This window comes from Flavobacterium sp. LC2016-23 (genome assembly GCF_009674775.1).
GTDB lineage: Bacteria > Bacteroidota > Bacteroidia > Flavobacteriales > Flavobacteriaceae > Flavobacterium.
Genome location: NZ_WKKE01000030.1, coordinates 24,045 through 44,627, shown reverse-complemented (window position 1 = coordinate 44,627; position 20,583 = coordinate 24,045). Strand labels below are relative to the sequence as shown.

Here is a 20,583-nt window from a genome sequence, read left to right as displayed (position 1 = left end):
AATTTATATTATTTCAGAATTTTCAGCAGCTCCTTCAAATTCCATGTTTCTTGTAAATGTAATTGTGATGGCAAGTCCGTTATTATTTTCCATGTTGAAAGTACCGTCAATCTGGTCGCTTAAACCAATCATCAGATTCATGCCAAGTGAATTTCTTTCGAGCGTTTCAAAATGGTCGGGAAGACCTACTCCGTTATCTTTGATGATCAGCTGATAGTTGTTTTCTTCTGTATTTTTAAGTGAAACCATTACTTCTCCCTTTCTGTCTGACGGAAAAGCATATTTGATGGCATTGTTTATGGCTTCGTTTATAATTAGTCCCAGCGGAACTGCCTGGGCAACATCCAGATATACTTTTTCAGTATCTAAAATAAAATTAATGTTTTTATCGGTATCAAAACATTCTTTCATATAGCTGATCAGCTCATGAATGTACCAGGACATATCGATATTAGCCAGATTATCTGACTGATATAATTTTTGATGGATCAGTGACATGGCGTGCATGCGGTGCTGACTGTTTTGTATGGCCATTAATGCATCTTCGTTATCGAGATAAGCGGATTGTGTGTTTAATAAACTGATGACAATCTGCAGGTTGTTTTTGACACGATGGTGAATTTCCTTTAAAAGCCACTCTTTCTCAACCAGCATTTTTTTGTTCAGTTCGTTCTGTTCATTAATCTGTTGCCGCTGAATTTCCAGTTCTTCGTTCTTTTTCTTTTTGGACCTGAAACTATTGTACAAAAATGCCAGGAAAAGGACCAAAACCCAAACGCTTCCGATAAAGACATACCGAATGATCTTATCATTATGAATTTTTATTTCCTGTAATTTCCCCTGCTGTGTTAGCAGTTTAATGTTTTTGTCTTTTTTTTCTGTTTCAAATTGAAGCTGCAATGCTGCGGACTGTTTCAGTTTTTCCACGTTAAAAAGAGAATCTCTCAGGAGCTGATGTTTCTGCAAATGTTTTATGGCAGATTCGTATTTTTTACTGGCATGATCAGATTGAAAAGACAAGAGTTCGACCTGAGAATAAAGAATGAGCTTATTCGATTTTTTAGCAAATTCTTTAAATTTTTCAATGTAGGCATACGTTTTTTCTACCTGTCCGGATTGTTGTAAATAAATGATAATTCCGGTAAGTTTATAAGCAAGACCGGCGTCAGATTCCTTATAATCTTTTAGTATTTGCTCATAATACGGTTTCGCTTTATCAAGTTGTTTAAGCATAGAGTAGCAGACTACAAATATAAAGCGCTGTCTTATTCTGGTAACCTCATCTTGTGGAGGATAATCCGTGGCAGTTCGTTTAAGCGTGCGCAATGCTTCACGATAATTTTTTTGCTGGCAGTATAATGATGCCAGATTGTAACTTATTGTATTAATATCACTTACGTTTTTATTTTCTAATGCAATATTCAGCGCTTTTTCAAAATTAGAAAAAGCTAAGTCATATTTGAGAAGATCATAATAAGCAAGGCCAAGATGATTATAAATGGTACATAACTGATAACTGGTATCATGAGTTTCTTCGGCTGTTTTTTCTGCCATTAATGCATATTGCAATGACAGTTGCGTGTTTTGTAAAATCCCGTAATTGTCTGACATTAATGTATAAACGCCCTGAAGTGCCTTAAAACCAATAGCTTTATAAATAGCAACTGCGTTTTCTAAATGCATTAATGCTTTTTGATTTTCTTCTATACTTCCGTAATAGTCACCAAGATCTTTTAGAGCATCTGCCTGTTTTTTGTAAGCCTTACTTTTTTTATAAAGCGGAATTGCGATTTCAAGATATTTTATTTTTTCTTCTACATCCTCTTTTTCATAACCTTTGTAGGCACAAAGTTCTCTGTAAACATCTGCTTTTAGAACGGGTAGATTGTTTTTTACCGAATAGGCCAAAGCTTTATTCGTAATAATTAGTGCTTTTTCAGCATCGCCTTTTTCTCTGCAAATTTGTGCGGACAACAGAATTGCTTTTCCTTTTCCGGGCTTATAATCTAAGCTGTTGCTTAATTTTTCTGCTTCAAAATTTAAATTATCGGCACTGTCAAGATCCGCTTTAAACTCTCCGGGTTTGGTAAGATAATAATAGCTTAAAGCCAAAAGTAATTCGACCTTTTGGCTGTCACGTTCAGCGGAAGCAATTTTCTTTTTTAACTGATCGGGATCTTCCTTAGACTGTGCTATTCCGGAAATGCCTGTCAGTAAAAACAAGAAGGCTGTACATAAGATACTTATGTGTTTTTTGGCAGAAATAAAAGAGAGAAAATTCATTTTTTAAAGATACTATATTATCAGAAATCTGCAACGCTATACCCGGGTTTGTTTACCATTCACGGTGGTAGAGGTAACATATAATCATGGCCGCTCCAGGCAAAACCAACGTTCCTAAACCAAAAAACTTTCCGGCAATTGCCCCTAAAAAGCAGCCTGTAAGAAATCCGGTTATGGTAACCAGCTGTTTCTTAAAACTGAGCAGCACATCAGCATCTTTTAAGCCATTTTTTAACAGGTTTCCTAAATCCAGAGAAGCCTGAGTTACATTTCCCGTCATCATGGTGGTGGGGCCGTGTGTTTCTTTAGCATACAATTTTCCGAAAGCGTTCTGAAGTCCCATGGCAAAGACGGTTGTCATTGCAACGGCATACATCGTCCATTCTGAGAAAATTTCCAGATAACCAAAAACATAAGTTGCAATACCGCCTAAAACCAAAAGGATCCCTTCCCAAAATAAGATGGTATAATGATTGACACTTTTTAAAGCAATTCGCCCACCCGTAATCACGGCCAGAATAAAAACCGGGAACGTGAGCAGTTTTACCCAGGCATGCAGGTCTGATCCTTTGATAATCTGATAAGCAAAGACAATAAAGTTGCCCGTAACATGCGCCGAAAAAATCGAATCTGCCGCCACAAAAGTTACGGTATCGCAATACCCTGCTATCATGGTGAGCAGCAGGGTAACATACCAAATATTTTTCTGAATTTCCATAATCCGATTATTTCAGGTGGGCGCGAAGCATCCAGGCCATTTTTTCATGGTTTTCCAAAAGCCCTGTGATATAATCACTGGTTCCGGCATCGTGCAATTCAGCAGCAAAATTATTAATGTTTTCACGTAAGTGAATTAAAATACTTTCGTGGTCCGCCAGTAATTCTTTGATATAGCCGGTACTGTCGTTTTTTTCTCTGGTTTCTTCGGTAAGATGCGTTAAAGCCAGGTATTCTTTCAGCGTTCCGGGAGCATAATGGCCTAAAGTTCTGATTCGTTCTGCAACAGTATCTACAATTTCATCCAATGCTTCGTATTGCTGTTCGAAGAAAAGGTGTTTGTTGTAAAAATCAGGTCCTTCAACATTCCAGTGTGCTTTTTTTGTTTTGGTATACAGTACAAATTCGTCAGCCAGAACTTTTGTTAATACATCTGCTACTTTGGAGATGCTTTCTTGTTTAATTCCGATGTTTGCTTTCATTTTAAAGGAGGTTTAATAAATAATAATCAAGTGAATATTTTCCGGCGCCAAGTGCCAGAATTAATAATAAGGACAGGGTGTACATGTACGGAACATCACGCACTTCGAGCGAATCTTTTCTGTGCACGACAAAATACCCAACGGCTGTCACGCCAATGGTGGGCAATACAGCAAGTCTGGTTCCGATACCCAGAATAAGAAGAAACGGAACAACGGTATCAGAGAAAGTGGCTACTAAACCGTTTAGTTTTTCAGGTAAATGCAGCGGATTTGGAACATGTTCCCTTTGTCCGTTTTCGACACGGAATTTTTTCATTCCGTGTACTCTGAAAAGTTCAATAGCGAGTAAAACCCTAAAAACTAAAAGTGCTGCATTACTGAATGCTGTTCCTAAATCGGAATACAGGATTTGTTTTATAATTTCGTTCATTTCATTAAAATTTAAAAAGCAAAACAGGAGCAGCCCAAAGCACCCCAAAATGCCGTATAGTTATTGACCGGAACATTGCTCATTCGGGCCACATCGTGACTGTGAGCATGAACGTCGCAGCTTCCGCTGCAGCTGTGTATCTGAGACGTCAGGTTTGGTTTTGCAGTTGCTTTTGCGTTCTTTTCGATGGCGCCCTGCAAATTGCTTCTGACGGGGTACCCGTTGTAAATATTGGTAGGGGACCAGTCCGGCAGGATCGGAATGTGCGGTGGTGAAAACGAGGAGAAATCTCCGTTGGCATACACAATTTTTCCGTCAACGATGGTCAGGTCGGCTTCGATTTTTTTAATGTCTTCATCGTTGATCGTAAAATAGTCACGGTCTAAAACCACCAAATCGGCAAACATTCCGGTTCTGATATCCCCTTTTTTGGCTTGTTCCTGAGAAAACCAGGCACTTCCCCTGGTGTACAGTTCCAAAGCGGTTTCCCTGTTTAATCGGGTTTCATTGTACAATTGTAAACCTCCAACCGTTTTTCCGACGGTCATCCAGTACATGGAAACCCACGGATTGTAACTGCTGACTCTCGTAGCATCAGAACCCGCACCAACGGGTACTTCCATCTCGATCATTTTTTTAATGGGCGGAGTATTCTCGGCTGCTTTTGCACCGTATCGATCAGTGAAATATTCGCCCTGATACGCCATTCTGCTTTGTACGGCGATACCGCCGCCCAGATTTTTGACACGTTCGATGTTTCTTTCGTCAATCGTTTCGGCATGGTCAAATATCCACGGCAATCCGTTAAACGGAATTTCCTGATTGATCTTTTCGAATACATTTAAAAATCTTGAAATGCTTTCGTTATACGTCGCGTGAAGTCGGAAAGGCCAACGATTTTCAACCAAAAGGCGCACTACTTTTTCCAGTTCCGCTTCCATATTTTCAGGAAGATCCGGTCTTGGCTGCAGGAAATCTTCAAAATCGGCAGCAGAAAAAACCAGCATTTCACCCGCACCATTATGGCGGTACATATCGTCTCCCTGATATAATTTGACGGTATCGATCCAGTCTTCGAAATCTTCAAACTCGTGTTTTGGTTTTTGTGTGAACAAATTATACGCAATTCGTACGGTCAGCTGTTTTTTTTCATTCAGTTCGTTGACCACTTTGTAATCGTCCGGAAAATTCTGAAATCCGCCACCCGCATCGATAACACTGGTGATTCCGAAACGGTTCAGTTCTTTCATGAAATGGCGCGTCGAATTGATTTGATGCTCGTAAGAAAGCGTCGGGCCTTTGGCGAGAGTCGAATACAAAATCATGGCGTTTGGCGTTGCAATAATAAGTCCGGTGGGTTCACCGTTCGAATCGCGCTCGATCTGTCCTCCGGGAGGTGCCGGTGTATTTTTAGTATAACCGACTGCTTTTAACGCCGCCCTGTTCATCATCGCCCTGTCATATAAATGCAGGATGAAAACCGGAGTTTCAGGAGCAATCGTGTTGATTTCTTCTAGAGTCGGCATTCTGCGTTCCGCAAACTGAAATTCCGACCAGCCGCCCACCACACGAACCCATTGCGGATTCGGAGTGCGATCCACCTGCTCTTTCAGCATTCTGAGGGCATCCGCCAGAGACGGAACACCATCCCAGCGTAATTCTAAATTATAGTTTAAGCCGCCACGAATCAGGTGAATGTGCGAATCGTTGATTCCCGGAACCACTCTTCTGTTCTGAAGGTCGATTATTTTGGTTTCTTCGGCTGCAAATTCCATTATATCGCTGTCAGTTCCTACTGCAATAAACTTTCCGTCCTTGATGGCTACCGCTGTAATAGTTGGGGTTTCAGTATTGAAACTATGAATTTTGCCGTTGAATAAAATCAGATCTGCTTTCATAATTCAGTTATTTAGCGTTAAGTGTCGTAATGGCCTCTTTGATTCCTTCTCCTGCAATACTATAAAATGCAGGTCCCGCCAGCAAAATGATTTTGTTTAAAGGCTTGTGATCGGATAGTTTTTTATCTTTTAAATAGGTTTGTGTTCTGTAGGCTTCAAATGCACCTAAAACGACATTTGTTGCAATTAAAGCCGTTGGAGAATCAATTCCCGCATCTTTAATATCACTTGCAAAAGCGTAATTGCTGACCCCCAGACGCAATGCTTCCCGCATGGCAACACTTCCCACACTGATCATTACCTCCGGTGTAAATTTAGTACGGTCACCCAGACCGATAAGCAATAATTTTTTGGCTGCCAGTGTTCCTTTAGGAGGTATGATCAATAAGGTTTCAAGACAATGTCCTGTAAATTTGCCGCTTTTGCGCAATTCGGTAATAGTACCTTTTAAGGCATCATCTAAATGTACCATTCCGTTTAGGTTGGCAGGAAGGGCAGGAGGGTTGAAGATGTCTCCTTCTGTGTATTCAAAAACACAGGCGACCTGTAATTCTGCTTCAGCTGAAGAAGGACCCTGAACCAATCCGTTTATGGCAACGTTGTCTACTTTTCCCCAGGTAACGGTAGTTCCAAGTGAGGCCATTTTGGTTTCAGGAGCCGTTTGGGCAAAAGACAGGGGAGCAGCAAATAAAAATGTCAAAAGAAATACAGAAAAATATCTAAGTCTGTACTGGTTGAAAATGGCTATGTTTTTCATAGTTATGAATTTAATGGTTAAAATTTAAATCCGAGTCTGGCGTTAAAGAACACACCGTCTTTGGAATTTGGGATTATGTCGTCGATAAAAGCACCGGTTTTAAAATACTGAATCCCGCTGACTACCGAAATATATTTGTTGATGCTGTATGAAAAATTGGCCAGATAGGCGGTTCCGATATACCGTTCTGCCGAAGCACTTCCGGGAAGATTTAAGCTCCCGCTTGGCCTGTAAACCCCGTCCTGCAGTGAATACCTCCAGTTTAAAACCACATCGACCTGCATCTTTAGTTCTGGCAGTAAATCCAGTGTAGCATACGGATGTATATCGATAAGGTTTACCGGACCTACCTGTGGACTGAAGCCAAAATAACCTCCTTTTGGGTACAACGGATTGAACGTTTGCAGATTACCATCGTTTTTGTTTTTGTCTCCGGAGATGTAATCATTTCGAAGATTTAGGGTGGGTTTGAATTTTATATTTTCGAAAGAATAGCCGATATCAACAGATCCGGTCCAGGCGTTGATATTTCCGGTGCCAAAACTCCCAAATTGATACGCCGCTTCCAGATTGTAAATAAAGCCACCGCCGTATTTCCAAAACCGTGTGCCTATCGTATGTCGTTTTTCGCTCGCCATTCCTTCTTCAAACACCGATTCGTTTCTTTTGATTCCGAGATAATAGAGGTCCAGGTTTCCGGCTTTTGGGAAAATGATTTTCGAATAAGCACCCCAAAGATTGAGCTGTTTCGACATTTTATTGTCAAAAGCTCCGGTGTTTATGGTATCTGCCATCATCGCAAATCCGTCAATAGAGAATCGGGCGGACGAATACATTATTTTTCCTCCGGTGAAATAAAGCCGTGCATTCGGACCTTCTCTTACCGAAATCAGTCTTCCGGAACCATAATCCAATTCCTGTCTTCCGGCACGAATGATTATTTTCTGATCTTCTTTCCGCCATAGACTGACATCAATGAAAAGATTCTGAACATTGAGCTGATCTTCGTCAATACCACGCGGACCATTGCTTCTCCCGTCCTGCAAGGCACTTCTTAATTGTGCAAATACCCTGAAGGTTTTTCCTAAATGAATATCGGCATGAAGATCGTATCGCTGCAATAAAAAGTTGTTGTGGCCAATATTGAGCCTTCCCCAGTCTTCATTGTTGAAATCCACATATTCAAATCGCGCTTCACCACCAAAAGAAATATAAATGTCTTTCTGGTTGTTTAAGGGAACGAATTTTAAATTCTCATAAAAATTCCGTGTTGAATCTTTTAAGAATTCATAGTTTTCATCATAACGCAACAGCTTAAAATTCTGAGCTGTAGCCATGCTTCCCGGCAATAGAAAAGACAGTATAATTATCCTGATGTTTGTCGATATGGATTTTATTGAAGTCAAAATGGTTTATGGTTTATGGTTGATGGTTGATGGTTTGTAGTTTGCAGTCTCAGTCTCAGTCTCAGTCACAGTCTCAGTTTGCGGTTCACTTACTACTGCTTACTGTGACTGTAAACTGTAAACTGTAAACTTTTCAATTAGTGTTTCAGCATGTTATGGGCATAATGAATACCCAAACCGTAAGAACCACCGTATTTTTTCATTAGGTTCGTTACCGGAACATAGGTTTCCTGACGTCCCCAGTCTCTTTGCAGTTCTAATAAATACTGAATAGATGTGATAGGCTGTACGCCGGCCTGAATCATTCTCTGAACGGCACGTTCATGCGCTTCTTTGCTTACATCGCCGCAGGCATCTGTAATGACATACACTTCATACCCTTCTTCTAAAGCTGATAAAGCCGGACCAACGATACAAACGCCTGTCCATAATCCGGCAAGGACTAATTTCTTTTTATTCTTTCCGGTAATTGCTTTATAGGCATTTTCATCTTCCCACGTATTCATAGTGGTACGGTCAATATATCCTGAAGTAGCAATTGGATAAAATTCTTCTACTTCAGGGAAAACAGGACCGGAAAAACTTTCTTCGGCTACTGTCGTAACCACCGTTGGTACATTAAAGATTTTTGATGCGCCGGAAATGATGGCAACGTTAGTCCGCAATTCGCTCAACGGAATATTGGTTGTAGCAAAAGCCATCTGGCCTTCAAAGTCAATTAATACCAGAGCGTGATTGTCCGGAGATAATAAGTTTACTGATGGTTTCATAATGTTTTGATTTATAATTATTTAATAGGGGTGATGCTAATAAAATGCCATGTATTTAAAGTGTTGTTAATCAATCGATTAAATCTTTTGGTAAAATATATGACTTACGATATTTCGTAAATTTAGTATCGCTTTCCCGAATTTAGGATTAGTGAACAGAGAGTTTTCGGATCATTTCAGCAGAGACAGCGTCGGCGTAGATTCCGAAAGCGCTTGTCAGAACACCTTTTATATTATAGAGGTCAGAAATGATTCCGTAGACAATATCTTCATCTCCCGGATCTGTATCGCCTTCAAAACGGAATACATATTCAATTTTGAATTCTTCCGGGGACATGGTTTGTGTGTTATTGTTGTACCGGATACAATTTTCGTCAAGATTAAAGTTTTCGTTAAAACCTTCCCGATTCAGCCATTGTAAAGCTTCTGTTACGGTATCAAATGAGGGTTGTTGAAATGAATTCATAAGTTGAAAATTTTAAAACTGCCTGCAAAAGCAAACTGTTACAGGCAGTTTAGATTAATTTTTTAAGGAAAACCCCCTTATGCTTTAATAAAAGCGAGAATATCATTATTGATTGTTTCCGCTTCTGTGGTTGGCATACCATGAGGGAAACCAGGATACGAAATTAATTTTCCGTTTTTCAAAAGTTTTGCCGCTCTGGGTGCCTGACCATAAGGTACGATCTGATCATCTTCTCCGTGCAAAACCAAAACAGGGATATCTAAACTCTTAAGATCTTCTGTGAAATCGGATTCAGAGAAAGCTTTTATTCCTTCATAATGTGCTAATACAGAACCCATCATTCCCTGACGCCACCAGTTGTGTTTAATTCCTTCCTGAACGGTTTGCCCTTCGCGGTTCCATCCGTAAAATGGTATTGGGAAATCATAAAAATATTGTGCTCTGTTAAACCCTGTACCTTGTCTTATTTCATCAAAAACAGCTAATGGTACCCCTTCAGGATTGGATTCGTTTTGAATCATGATAGGCGTTACGGCACTAATTATAATTGCTTTTGCAACACGTTCTTTTCCATATTTTGCAGCATAGCGAATAACTTCACCGCCACCGGTTGAATGCCCTACGTGAATAGCATCTTTTAAATTCAGTGCAGCTGTCAGTTCCGCTACGTCTGAAGCATACGTTTCCATATTGTTTCCTTCTGCACTTTGACCGGAGCGTCCGTGTCCGCGACGATCGTGTGCAATAACTCTGTATCCCTGTTTTAGGAAAAACATCATTTGTGCATCCCAGTCATCACTGGATAATGGCCACCCGTGGTGAAAAACGATTGGCTGTCCTGTTCCCCAATCTTTGTAAAAAATTTCTGTTCCGTCTTGTGTTTTAAATGTGCTCATTTTTTTATGGTTTTAGATTATTAAATTTTTTAGGGTTGATGATCAAAAATTAGCGCTGTGATTCCTCTAAGTTTTGAATTATGATGTGTTTTTAAATTTCTTTTACAAACTTACAGCAGCTGTGAATATGCGTCGATTAACCTAGATTAAGAAAGAAAATAATTGTAGGATTTGGAGCGAAAAGAGAATTTCCTGATTTTATTTTACGTGCTGTTTTCATGTTGTACATTTTTTATTTAGTATAGATGCAAAACAATAGCCAAACAATGTGCCCTAATTGTAAAAGTGAATAAAATCAGGGCCTTACGTTTTTAAGTGCTAAATTTAAATTACGATATATCGTAAATTTATAGAAGCGAAAGATGAAATTTTATCGTAATGTTTTAAAAAGCGGTTTTTTCGAAGTCCTTCTCAATTGGAGGAATTCAGAAAAATAATCAGGTGTTCTTCCTCTTAAAACCGAATTTAGACATCGGGCTAAGAAGATAATTTCTATGCTGTAGCACCCCAGAAACGCATTTCATTATATAAAAATAAAATAAAAAACTCAATTTCAGCTAGTTCTCATTTTAAAGTATTACATTTGGACAATTAAATACACTAAAATGCAAGAAGGTACAGTAAAATTCTTCAATGAAGAAAAAGGTTTTGGATTTATAACTCCTAATGACGGAGGAAACGAAATTTTTGTTCACGTTTCAGGTCTGTCGGAAAACATCCGTGAAAACGATCAGGTTCGTTTTGACGTAGAAGAAGGCCGTAAAGGTCCAAACGCAGTAAACGTAGTCATAGCATAATTATACTATAACAGTGAGCTTATAAAGGCACCCGCTAATACGGGTGCCTTTTTTATTGGTATGAAGCGATCGGTTATTTCTCCTTTCAAGACTGAAATAGTCCAATACAAACTTTCGCTTCCGCATTTCCAGGCTGTTCCATCAGTTGTTAAAATGGCAGCACCGGCTTCTCTGGCAATCAGTAAGTCTTCGATCCAGTTGTTTAACGATATTTTTTTAAGGGAGCTCAGGAATGTAAAATCTTCTATCTTTGAAATTCGAAAATAAATTATGGAAAAGCTAAGAAAACATATTGAAGAGATTATACCCATTAGTGATGAAGAATTTGAGTCTGTCAAACCATTTTTCACCATCAGAAGAGTATTAAAAAATCAATACCTGATTCAGCAGGGTGATGATGCTAAATATGAATACATTATTATGAGCGGCATTTTCAGGGTTTTTTATCTTGATGAAGAAGGCAAAGAACACATTGTGCAATTTGCAACAGAAAACTGGTGGATGTCTGATTATATCGCCTATTTCAATCAGAAGCAGGCCAACATGTATGTGGTCTGTATGGAAGCAGGCGAGGTTTTATGCCTGACACTGGAAGGAAGGGAGAAACTCTCCGTCGCACTGCATAAAATGGAACATTTTTTCCGGGTAAAACTGACCAGAGGCTATATCGCCCTTCAGCAAAGGGTGATCTCCTTACTTTCCAGTAATCCGCAGCAACGTTATAAAGAATTTGCGGATCTCTATCCCAATCTGATGCAAAAAATTCCCAAAAAATACATTGCGGAATATCTCGGGGTGAGCCGCGAAACCCTAAGCAGGCTGTACTCCAGCAATAAATAAAATACCTGTTTAACTTTCAAGTGTGATTTCCATCACACTTTTTTTGTGACTTTGCTCCTCGTTCTGAGGTCGGTGATCGCTATAAATTTGCCTTATAAATAATTCATAACAACTTTAAAAAATAATAGCAATGAAAAAACTTATGATGGTAACAGCGGCACTCGCTTTTTTTTCTTCTTACGCACAAAATCAAAAAGAAAACACCTCAGTAAAACAAAAAACAACCCTTAAAAACGAAACAAAAATGAACAAGAAAATTTTAATTATCGTATCGAATGCCAATGCAATTGGACCAAACAACAGAAGAACCGGAACCTTTCTTCCGGAAGTAGCACATCCTTATGCCGAATTCGAAAAAGCAAATTACCAAATTGATTTTGCGAGTTTAAACGGAGATACGCCTTATTTAGATGCGCTTAATCTGGCAAATGATCCTGACAACCTTGCCTTTTTAACTGGAAAAGGATGGGAAGCGATGCAGAAAGCCGTTAAACTATCAACGGTTGATGTGAATCAATATGATGCTATTTTTGTACCGGGCGGTCTGGCACCAATGGTCGACATGCCTGAAAATGTACTGCTTAAAAAAGCAATCAAAGAAACATACGAAAGAAACGCTGTTGTTGGAGCTGTCTGTCACGGTCCTGTATCTTTATTAAATGTAAAACTAAGCGACGGCTCTTACCTGGTTAACGGTAAAAACATCACCTCTTTTACAGATGAGGAAGAAAAAGGATACGCTATCGCTGATGTACCTTTTTTACTGGAAAGTGCCTTAACGAAACAAGGAGCCAAATTTCATGCTGCTGCCATATGGTCTGCACACAGTATTGCCGACGGTAATCTGGTAACCGGACAAAATCCTGCTTCTGCAAAAGGAGTGGCTGAAAAAATGATTTCGATTTTAGAAACTTCTAAAAAGTAATTATACATTTTTGTCCTTTCGACGGAGGATAAATCACACAAGAAACTCCGTGCAGAATGTCGCCAGTCTTTGCCGAATACCGGATACGATTTACTTCGTCTGTTCGCCATCGCTCGGGTCTCCTTCGTCGAAAAGGCAATAAAAAAATATACAGTAACATTAAAAATAAATAAAATGGAAAATCAAAATCCGGTTCATGTTTTTGCGACATGGAAAGTTAAAGAAGGCGAAATCGAAAATGTTTTGAATTTATTGAAAACAGTACAAAAAGAAAGTGAAAAAGAAAACGGGAATCTGTTTTATAAAATTCATCAGAGCAATTCGGATTTAAATACACTGGTTTTATTTGAAGGCTATACGAATGAAGCAGCCGTGGCAGAACATCGTAATTCAGCTCATTTTCAGGAATTTGTACTTGATAAAATTGTGCCTTTATTAGTAAACAGGGAGATTGTTTTAACAACACCTGTAACTTATTTATAGACTGCAAATGTTAAATAGTATAAAATAAGACCTTGCAGCCATCGATAATTTGAGTAAATTTAGAAAACAAACCAGAAGACAAGCTTCAATTCAAAAAGAAGTATGTTTTAAGTTCAACTAAAAAAGCACTATGGAAAAGACAACAAAAATAATATTCCCTTACGATCAGAGTATAGTAAAAGAGCTGCCTCTCATCGATAAAAGCGAAGTTGAGAAAGTACTGACTATTGCCCAAAATTTATTTAAGGACCAATCGAACTGGATTCCGGCTTACAAAAGAATTGAAATACTGGAAAAGGCAGCTTTTCTAATGAACGAAAGGAGCGAGGAATTAATACATTTGGCGATCAGCGAAGGAGGAAAACCGTATAAAGATTCAAAAGCAGAAATAATAAGAGCAATCAATGGGGTAAAGTTAGCCGCTGAGCATATTTCACAAATAAAAGGCGAGCAAATTCCAATGGGACTTACCGAAGCCTCTTTAAACAGAATTGCCTTTACATCAAGAGAACCTATTGGAATTGTGGCTGCCGTAAGTGCTTTCAATCATCCCTTAAATTTAGCGGTTCATCAGATTGCGACTGCTATTGCTGCCGGTTGTCCGGTTGTATTTAAACCAGCGGGCACTACGCCATTATCGGGTCTGGCACTTGCCGATATTTTAAAAGAAGCAGGTTTACCTGAAGGCTGGCTGCAAGTAGTCTTATGTGACAATGAAACGGCAGAATTACTGGTGACCGATCCGAGAGTTCATTTTCTGTCTTTTATTGGTTCAGCGAAAGTAGGCTGGTACCTGAAAAGTAAATTAGCTCCGGGTACGAGATGTGCCCTGGAACATGGTGGAGCAGCGCCGGTTATTGTTGAAAGTGATGCCGATTTTGCCGAAATGATTCCGGATTTGGTAAAAGGAGGTTTTTATCATGCAGGACAGGTTTGCGTCTCCGTTCAGAAAGTGTATGTGAATGAGGAAATTTGTGACCGTTTTACAGAACAGTTTGCGGAGGCCACTAAAAAATTGATTGTTGGAAATCCATTTGATCAAACGACCGATGTGGGTTCACTTATAACACCAAAAGAAGTCGATCGTGTAGAAGAATGGGTGAACGAAGCGGTTGCTAAAGGCGGCAAAGTAATTACAGGGGGAAAAAGAATTTCCGACACTTGTTTTGAGCCTACTGTTTTGTTTAATCCTTCAGAAGATGCTAAAGTGTCCACTCATGAAATCTTTGGGCCTGTAGTTTGTATTTATCCTTTTACAGACAGAGACGAAGCCATAAGAAGAGCAAATGCCCTTGATGTTCATTTTCAGGCAGCTGTCTTTACAAAAAATCTGGATATTGCCTTGGATACCGTCAAAAAATTAAATGCCACCGCAGTGATGGTGAATGACCATACTGCCTTTCGTGTAGACTGGATGCCTTTTGGCGGACGAGATACTTCCGGTATCGGAATGGGAGGGATCTCGTATTCGATCAATGAAATGACCAGAGAAAAACTGACTGTTTTTAAAAGTAAATTCCTTTAATTTTTTTACCGCAAAGAACGCAAAGATTTTTTTAAACTCTTACCTATTATTAAACGCAAAGTTCGCAAAGCTGTATCTATAAAGCCTTGCGAACTTTGCTTTTAATAAGGTAAACTTAGATAAAAATCTTTGCGCTCTCTGCGGTAAACTTTTTTTTTACGCTTCAATTTTTTTAGGATTGATCCGCTAAGAAAAACCGGATACTGTGGTTAATTTTTCCCTTCAAATTTTTCGGTGGCTTCGGGTGTAACAGGGGTAAATAGATTTACTAAGTTGCCATCAGGGTCCCGAAATAAAAGCGATTTGTTACCCCAGGGCATTGTGGTGGGTTTTTGAACGATGCTATTTTGAAGAAAATCTGCTAATCTTTCATATTCTTTTTCTACATCATCTATCCTGAATTCGATGATAACACTGCTATTTTCGGCTGGTTTTGCCACATCATCGCCCCCGAAAAAAACCAATGTTTTCGTACTTCCAATGGCTAAAGTGGTGGTGGGTGTTTTTAATTCGGCAAAGTCTGCAGTGTATTGCACTGCAGACAAACCTGTTACCTGCTCATAAAAATTCACTAATTGTGCTACATTAGCAGTAATAATTCGAATGGACACTAAATTCATTTGCTTATTTTTTAAGTTATACTGCAAATATACCGGAGCCCTATGACAACAGTTTGTCAGCATTCAAGATTTTTTTTTTGAAATATGCACGGAAGAAATTCAGTAGAATACGGTGTTTTTACCGCTATATTATTTCATCATAAGTCGCGTTACGCCCCAAACATAAAAATTATTCATTTAATTTTGTCGTGCGTAATGCAGAATCATATCTATAAAACCTAATCGTGATATCTGGCAGAATCGTTGTAGAAAAAAAGCTATGGTAAACGACTATAAAAAGCACGACTTATACGGTAAGACCCTGATTCAAAAAATTCAATTGACACCACCGTTTAAATTTGATTTTCCGGTTACGGAGCAGGCCTGTTTTTTATACGTACTGCAAGGCGAAATCCAGTATGAGGTTGATGATGAGCCGGTAAACATTCCGACCAATTATTCCCTGTTTCTGAATTGTATCCAGTCCGGGAAACAAATCTACAATTCAAATCCAAAAAGTAATTGTGAGATTGTGATTGTGACTTTTTATCCGGAGATATTAAAGAAAATATACGACAGGGAACTGCCAGTCTTGCTGCAGACACCGAAAAACATAATCTCAAACAAGTCAAGTGAAAAAATAAACAACGACTTCCTGATCCAAAAGTACATCGAGGGATTATTGTTTTATTTTGAGAATCCATCCCTGATCAACGAAGACATTCTAATCCTGAAATTAAAAGAAATCCTTCTTTTACTGTCCCAGACACAAAATTCGGAAGCGATACAATTGATCATTTCGCAGCTTTTTTCTCCTGCCACCTATACTTTTAAACAAATAATAGAAGCCCATTTGTTTTCGCAGCTAACTATAGAAGAACTGGCCCGGCAGAACAACCTCAGCGTGTCTTCGTTCAAACGTGAATTTGCTAAAATCTACGACGATACACCTGCAAATTACATTAAAGCTAAAAAGCTTGAAAAAGCAGCTGAATTACTCTTGCGTTCCAATCAGCGCATTACGGAAATTGCCTTTGACTGCGGTTTTAATGACCTCGCGAATTTCACCAAAAGCTTTACCGGCAAATACGGCGTTACACCTACAAACTACCGCCAAAATCTAAATAGTAAAACATAAGTAAATTATTGTCCTGCATTATCATCCCTAAAACTCTTTAAAATTTAAGGATGTTTTTTGGCGTGAACCAGATTGCCAAACAATTGAACCTATTGACAAAACCATTCCCTTCATTCTGTCGCACATTTGCACAGCTGCTTTAAGGCACGCAAACCTGCAAACGGATCTCCATAGTACTGATTTCCTGTAGGAGTCGTTCTTTTAGCAGATAAAGCTTTAAAAAAAAACTAATTTAAACGATCAGAAAATGGGATTATCAATTTTAGGAATTTTTCATACAATTATTGGTGTGGTTGCCATTGGAGCAGCTTTAGCAGGATTTATCAAATATGGTAAAATCAATCTGGGTACCGTATCTGGTAAAATCTATTTTTACCTGACCATCATTACTTCACTTACGTCACTGGGTATATCAAAGCATGGCGGACTTAATGCGGGACATGCTTTTTCAGTATTTATTGTGCTGCTTGTTGCAGCGGCTTATTTTCTCTACTGCAAACTCCCAGCCAGTAACAGGGCACACTATTTTGAAAATTTTTGCCTGTCTTTCAGTTTTTTCCTGTCACTTGTTCCAACCGTTAATGAGACTTTTACGCGTGTTCCGTTAGGACATCCTTTGGCTAAAAATATTGGTGATCCTGCTATTGGGAATACGCTTCTTGTTTTACTGCTACTATTTGTTGCCGGTTCGGTTTATCAGTTTAAGAAACAACAGAAAGAAAATAGAAAAGGGGCTTAAAGATGAGTTTCAGGTTTTTTTGCTGGCTATAAAGAACCGACTGCTGCTTCAGACCACATCATAAAGTAATGCCGTTCATCTCAAATAGCTGAACGGCAGCGGTCTGTTTGGTTTAAATCAGAAACTTCCGGCTATATTTTTTCTTGATTTTTTATTTTTATTAAAAATTTATAAGTCTGATTGTCAGTTATTTGAATAAGCGAAATCGTTGTATGAACCTTGATTTTTAATGTATTTTTTCTTTAATTTTTTTTTTAAGCCTAGTTTCGTTATATCCTTTTTTTAGGAACAAACTTACTAATTAAAAAACCAAAATTATGAAGAATCAATTACATGCAATTTTTTTTAAAAGGGACAGCTGCTGTCTTATAATAGGGCTGTTTTTTACGCTTTTAACTACCAATTTACAGGCACAGCGCGGTTATTACGATGCGCCTTATAAAAGGTATGAAGCAAATGCAGGCCAATTGTCCAATGGCGCTGTCACTACTTCAAAATCCTATGTGCAGTCTGATCTGCAATCGGAAGCTACAGATCAGCAGTGTGTAAATCTGTCTGCTACCAATGCTACCGTTCAATGGACAATTACGGAGGCTGCAGACGGACTTGTCATTCGATACAGTGTTCCCGATGGACAAACAGGGACTTTGGGGGTCTATAACGGCAACACAAAAATTACAACCCTGAGCTTAACTTCCAACTGGTCGTGGGAATATCTGTGGAGTAACGGAAATCCAAATAATAACGGAATTACCAATCAAAATCCAAGAATGCGATTTGACGAGGTCCGTTATAAACTTCCGTCCAAAATCGCGGTCTCCGGAACGTTGAAGTTAGTAAGGGAAACAGGTAATATCCATTTGGATTTTGCAGAGATGGAACCGGTTCCGCTTAGCGTTACTGCCCCTTCCGGTTCTGTGACCTATACCGGAAACGGAAGTGATCTTCAGACTTTTATTGATGCAAACGGAGGTAAAAAAATATTTGTTCCGGCTGGTGTTTTCAACGTTAATAGGGAATTGTATTTCGGTTCCGCCAATACCTCGTTAGTAGGTGCCGGAATGTGGTATACCCAGATTAATTTTACAAATACGAGCAGCGGGAATGGCGGATTGCGTGCCAATGCAAGCAATATTTCATTTTCGGATTTGTATTTAACCACAAATTCAGCTTCCCGAAGTAATTCTTATAAAGCTATAAACGGTGTTTTTACGGCCTCGTCAACAGTAAAAAATATATGGGCAGAACATTTTGAATGCGGGGCCTGGATTGCACAGTACAATGTTGGAGGTCCTGCAATTGCGGATGGATTTACACTGTCTCACTGTCGTTTCAGAAACAATTATGCTGATGGAATTAATCTTTGCAAAGGAACTGCCAATTCCATTGTAGAACACTCTAATTTTAGGAATAATGGGGATGACGATCAGGCGATCTGGTCGGCGGACGGATTGGAATGTATCAATAATACATTTAGGTACAATACTTCAGAGAACTGCTGGCGTGCCTGTGGTCTGGCGATTTACGGAGGAAAAAATAACAAAGCCTACAATTTAATTATAAAAGATAATCTGGAAGCGGGTATCAGGGTGAGTAATAATTTTCCCGGAGCGCCATTTAACAATGACGGAATGCACGAAATTCACGATATTACCGTAACCACCTGCGGAACTTTTAATGATACATATAATAATCCGGTAGCTGCGGTGGATATTTTCAGCGCTACTAACGCAGGTTCTCAGGTTAAAAATGTGCAGCTTTATAATCTCGATATTATAGATTCGAGAAATGATGCTATTTCGATCAGTAAAAGGTCAGGAGACGGGATTTATAATCTTAGTTTTAAAGATATAACGGTTAACGGAACCGGTAAAGAATTCCCCAACAATAATGCCCTTAACAGAAATTGGGGCAGAGGTTTTTTTGTCCTTATAGCAGGTTCACCCGCCGGAAATGGTACGTACTGCAATATGAATTATTCCAACAGAGGCGGTAGCGCAACGATTAATGAAGAAACCAGTGCGATTGGTACCTTTTCATGGACGCAGAGTACAAGCTGTTCAGTCACATCAGTTGCCGTTACAGGGGTGACGGTTACACCCACAACAGCCACTTTAAGCGCTGGTGCCACACAACAAGTAACACCAACTGTTGCTCCGGCCAACGCAACAAACAAAACGGTGACCTACAGTTCTAACAATACCGGCGTTGCAACTGTAAATGCGGCAGGTTTAATTACTGCAATTGCCTCGGGCACAGCCACGATTACAGTCACTACGCAGGATGGTTCTAAAACAGCGACTGCTGTAATTACGGTAAATTCATCAAATGTAGCGGTGACCAGTGTGAGCCTTAGTCCGGGATCAGCAACATTGGCTGTAGGCGCCACACAGCAATTAACACCGACAGTTTTGCCGTCCAATGCCACTAATAAATCGGTTAGTTATACTTCAAATAATACGGGCGTGGCAACGGTTAATGCTTCTGGTTTGGTGACCGCAATTACGAACGGAACAGCCACCATTACGGTAACGACTTCAGACGGGAACAAAATAAGTACAGCAGCCATTACGGTCAGTACTGCCACAGGAAGTTATTTCACCATTAAAAACAAGTGGACCAATAATTATCTGTACGATGCAGGCGCCAATGTAGGGTATGGTGGAACAGTGGCCAACAACACTTACAAATGGGAAAAAGTTGCCGTTGATGCTACTTATTTTATATTAAAAAATGTAGGCACGGGAGATATAATGCATATTGAAAACTTAACAGGAGCAGTGCAATGTACTGCCGGATCATCCGGTTGGTGGAGTGCCCAATGGTCAAACGAAAATGTAGATGGTACCTGGGTAAGAATCAAAAACAGATGGCAGACCGGAAGTATGATCCATATTGAAAACCTGACAGGTTCTGCTCAATATGCCGGAGGCCAGAACAATTGGGAAAGCGCACAATGGCAATTTCAAAGTACGACCACAGCTAAAATGAGCAGCGGAAAAGAAGAAATTAGTACTGAAAATAATGCTTTTGCCGGAATTTATCCAAACCCTGCGACTAACAATGAATTTAATATTGCATTCCCGGAATTAAAACCGGGTGATAGCGTAACAGTAACGGTTAGTGACAGCAACGGGAGAAGGGTTTTAGTAAACAAGCTTAGTATGTCCGGAAAAATCAATCATAACTTAGCCAAAGGAATCTATTTTGTGACAATCAGTTCCGAATCTTTTACTATTTCTAAAAAACTGATCGTTAAATAATTGGGTGAAATAACAGTCCGGAAAGACTCATTCTAAAATAAAGGGAACGATTTTAGAATACCTTAAATTAAACCAGTGATTTATCACTGGTTTTTTTATGGGCTAAAATACTTTTTGTGCCGTTTTTGCCCTTAGCGAATCAACTAAAATGCAATAAAATTTATCCTGA

19 protein-coding genes are annotated in these 20,583 nt (G+C 39.2%); 8 read left to right on the top strand and 11 right to left on the bottom strand.

Annotation, left to right across the window (positions count from 1 at the left end):
- Positions 1–3 precede the first annotated feature (3 nt).
- From GJU43_RS21075 to GJU43_RS21030, 10 genes are all read right to left on the bottom strand, one after another.
- The gene (locus GJU43_RS21075; RefSeq protein WP_154343682.1) at positions 4–2,283 is read right to left on the bottom strand and encodes a histidine kinase dimerization/phosphoacceptor domain -containing protein; all 2,280 of its coding nucleotides are present in this window, start codon (positions 2,281–2,283) and stop codon (positions 4–6) included.
- 52 nt (positions 2,284–2,335) lie between these two features.
- Positions 2,336–3,001 carry a YoaK family protein gene (locus GJU43_RS21070; protein WP_154343680.1) on the bottom strand — a complete coding sequence of 222 codons (666 nt, stop codon included), beginning with the start codon at positions 2,999–3,001 and terminating at the stop codon, positions 2,336–2,338.
- A 7-nt stretch (positions 3,002–3,008) separates the two neighbouring features.
- On the bottom strand, positions 3,009–3,482 hold the full coding sequence (locus GJU43_RS21065) for a Dps family protein (RefSeq protein WP_154343678.1): 474 nt from the start codon (positions 3,480–3,482) through the stop codon (positions 3,009–3,011).
- A gap of 1 nt (position 3,483) precedes the next feature.
- Positions 3,484–3,912, bottom strand: a complete 429-nt coding sequence (locus GJU43_RS21060; protein WP_154343676.1) for a DoxX family protein — start codon at positions 3,910–3,912, stop codon at positions 3,484–3,486.
- Between the two features lie 11 nt (positions 3,913–3,923).
- Complete coding sequence (locus GJU43_RS21055; protein WP_154343674.1) at positions 3,924–5,810, bottom strand: amidohydrolase; 1,887 nt, start codon at positions 5,808–5,810, stop codon at positions 3,924–3,926.
- A gap of 7 nt (positions 5,811–5,817) precedes the next feature.
- A complete protein-coding gene (locus GJU43_RS21050; protein WP_154343672.1) occupies positions 5,818–6,567 on the bottom strand; it encodes a M17 family peptidase N-terminal domain-containing protein in 750 nt (249 codons plus the stop codon).
- 17 nt (positions 6,568–6,584) lie between these two features.
- The gene (locus GJU43_RS21045; RefSeq protein WP_229655104.1) at positions 6,585–7,973 is read right to left on the bottom strand and encodes an alginate export family protein; all 1,389 of its coding nucleotides are present in this window, start codon (positions 7,971–7,973) and stop codon (positions 6,585–6,587) included.
- A 137-nt stretch (positions 7,974–8,110) separates the two neighbouring features.
- Positions 8,111–8,743: a hydrolase gene (locus tag GJU43_RS21040; protein ID WP_154343670.1), complete on the bottom strand. Its 633-nt coding sequence runs from the start codon at positions 8,741–8,743 to the stop codon at positions 8,111–8,113.
- Between the two features lie 148 nt (positions 8,744–8,891).
- Entirely contained in the window at positions 8,892–9,209 is a 318-nt protein-coding gene (locus GJU43_RS21035) for a phosphoribosylpyrophosphate synthetase (RefSeq protein ID WP_154343668.1), read from the bottom strand.
- A 77-nt stretch (positions 9,210–9,286) separates the two neighbouring features.
- Entirely contained in the window at positions 9,287–10,105 is an 819-nt protein-coding gene (locus tag GJU43_RS21030; RefSeq protein ID WP_154343666.1) for an alpha/beta fold hydrolase, read from the bottom strand.
- Between the two features lie 605 nt (positions 10,106–10,710).
- Between GJU43_RS21030 and GJU43_RS21025 the strand changes: the two genes are divergently transcribed.
- The 5 genes from GJU43_RS21025 (at position 10,711) to GJU43_RS21005 (ending at position 14,675) form a co-directional block, all read left to right on the top strand.
- Positions 10,711–10,902, top strand: a complete 192-nt coding sequence (locus tag GJU43_RS21025; protein ID WP_127339275.1) for a cold-shock protein — start codon at positions 10,711–10,713, stop codon at positions 10,900–10,902.
- A 270-nt stretch (positions 10,903–11,172) separates the two neighbouring features.
- Complete coding sequence (locus tag GJU43_RS21020; protein WP_154343664.1) at positions 11,173–11,742, top strand: Crp/Fnr family transcriptional regulator; 570 nt, start codon at positions 11,173–11,175, stop codon at positions 11,740–11,742.
- A gap of 130 nt (positions 11,743–11,872) precedes the next feature.
- The gene (locus tag GJU43_RS21015) at positions 11,873–12,667 is read left to right on the top strand and encodes a type 1 glutamine amidotransferase domain-containing protein (protein WP_229655103.1); all 795 of its coding nucleotides are present in this window, start codon (positions 11,873–11,875) and stop codon (positions 12,665–12,667) included.
- 174 nt (positions 12,668–12,841) lie between these two features.
- Positions 12,842–13,150, top strand: coding sequence for a putative quinol monooxygenase (locus GJU43_RS21010; RefSeq protein WP_154343662.1), 309 nt, complete (start codon positions 12,842–12,844; stop codon positions 13,148–13,150).
- 130 nt (positions 13,151–13,280) lie between these two features.
- On the top strand, positions 13,281–14,675 hold the full coding sequence (locus GJU43_RS21005) for an aldehyde dehydrogenase family protein (protein WP_154343660.1): 1,395 nt from the start codon (positions 13,281–13,283) through the stop codon (positions 14,673–14,675).
- A 209-nt stretch (positions 14,676–14,884) separates the two neighbouring features.
- Here the strand turns inward: GJU43_RS21005 and GJU43_RS21000 are convergent, their stop codons facing one another.
- Complete coding sequence (locus tag GJU43_RS21000) at positions 14,885–15,295, bottom strand: VOC family protein (protein WP_154343658.1); 411 nt, start codon at positions 15,293–15,295, stop codon at positions 14,885–14,887.
- Positions 15,296–15,554: 259 nt separating this feature from the next.
- On the opposite strand from GJU43_RS21000, the gene GJU43_RS20995 reads away from it, so the two are divergent.
- The 3 genes from GJU43_RS20995 to GJU43_RS20985 all read left to right on the top strand — a co-directional run bounded on the left by GJU43_RS20995 (position 15,555) and on the right by GJU43_RS20985 (position 20,414).
- On the top strand, positions 15,555–16,412 hold the full coding sequence (locus GJU43_RS20995; protein WP_154343656.1) for an AraC family transcriptional regulator: 858 nt from the start codon (positions 15,555–15,557) through the stop codon (positions 16,410–16,412).
- Positions 16,413–16,659: 247 nt separating this feature from the next.
- Positions 16,660–17,151: a hypothetical protein gene (locus GJU43_RS20990; protein ID WP_154343654.1), complete on the top strand. Its 492-nt coding sequence runs from the start codon at positions 16,660–16,662 to the stop codon at positions 17,149–17,151.
- Positions 17,152–17,468: 317 nt separating this feature from the next.
- Positions 17,469–20,414 carry an Ig-like domain-containing protein gene (locus GJU43_RS20985; RefSeq protein WP_154343652.1) on the top strand — a complete coding sequence of 982 codons (2,946 nt, stop codon included), beginning with the start codon at positions 17,469–17,471 and terminating at the stop codon, positions 20,412–20,414.
- Positions 20,415–20,583: the final 169 nt, after the last annotated feature.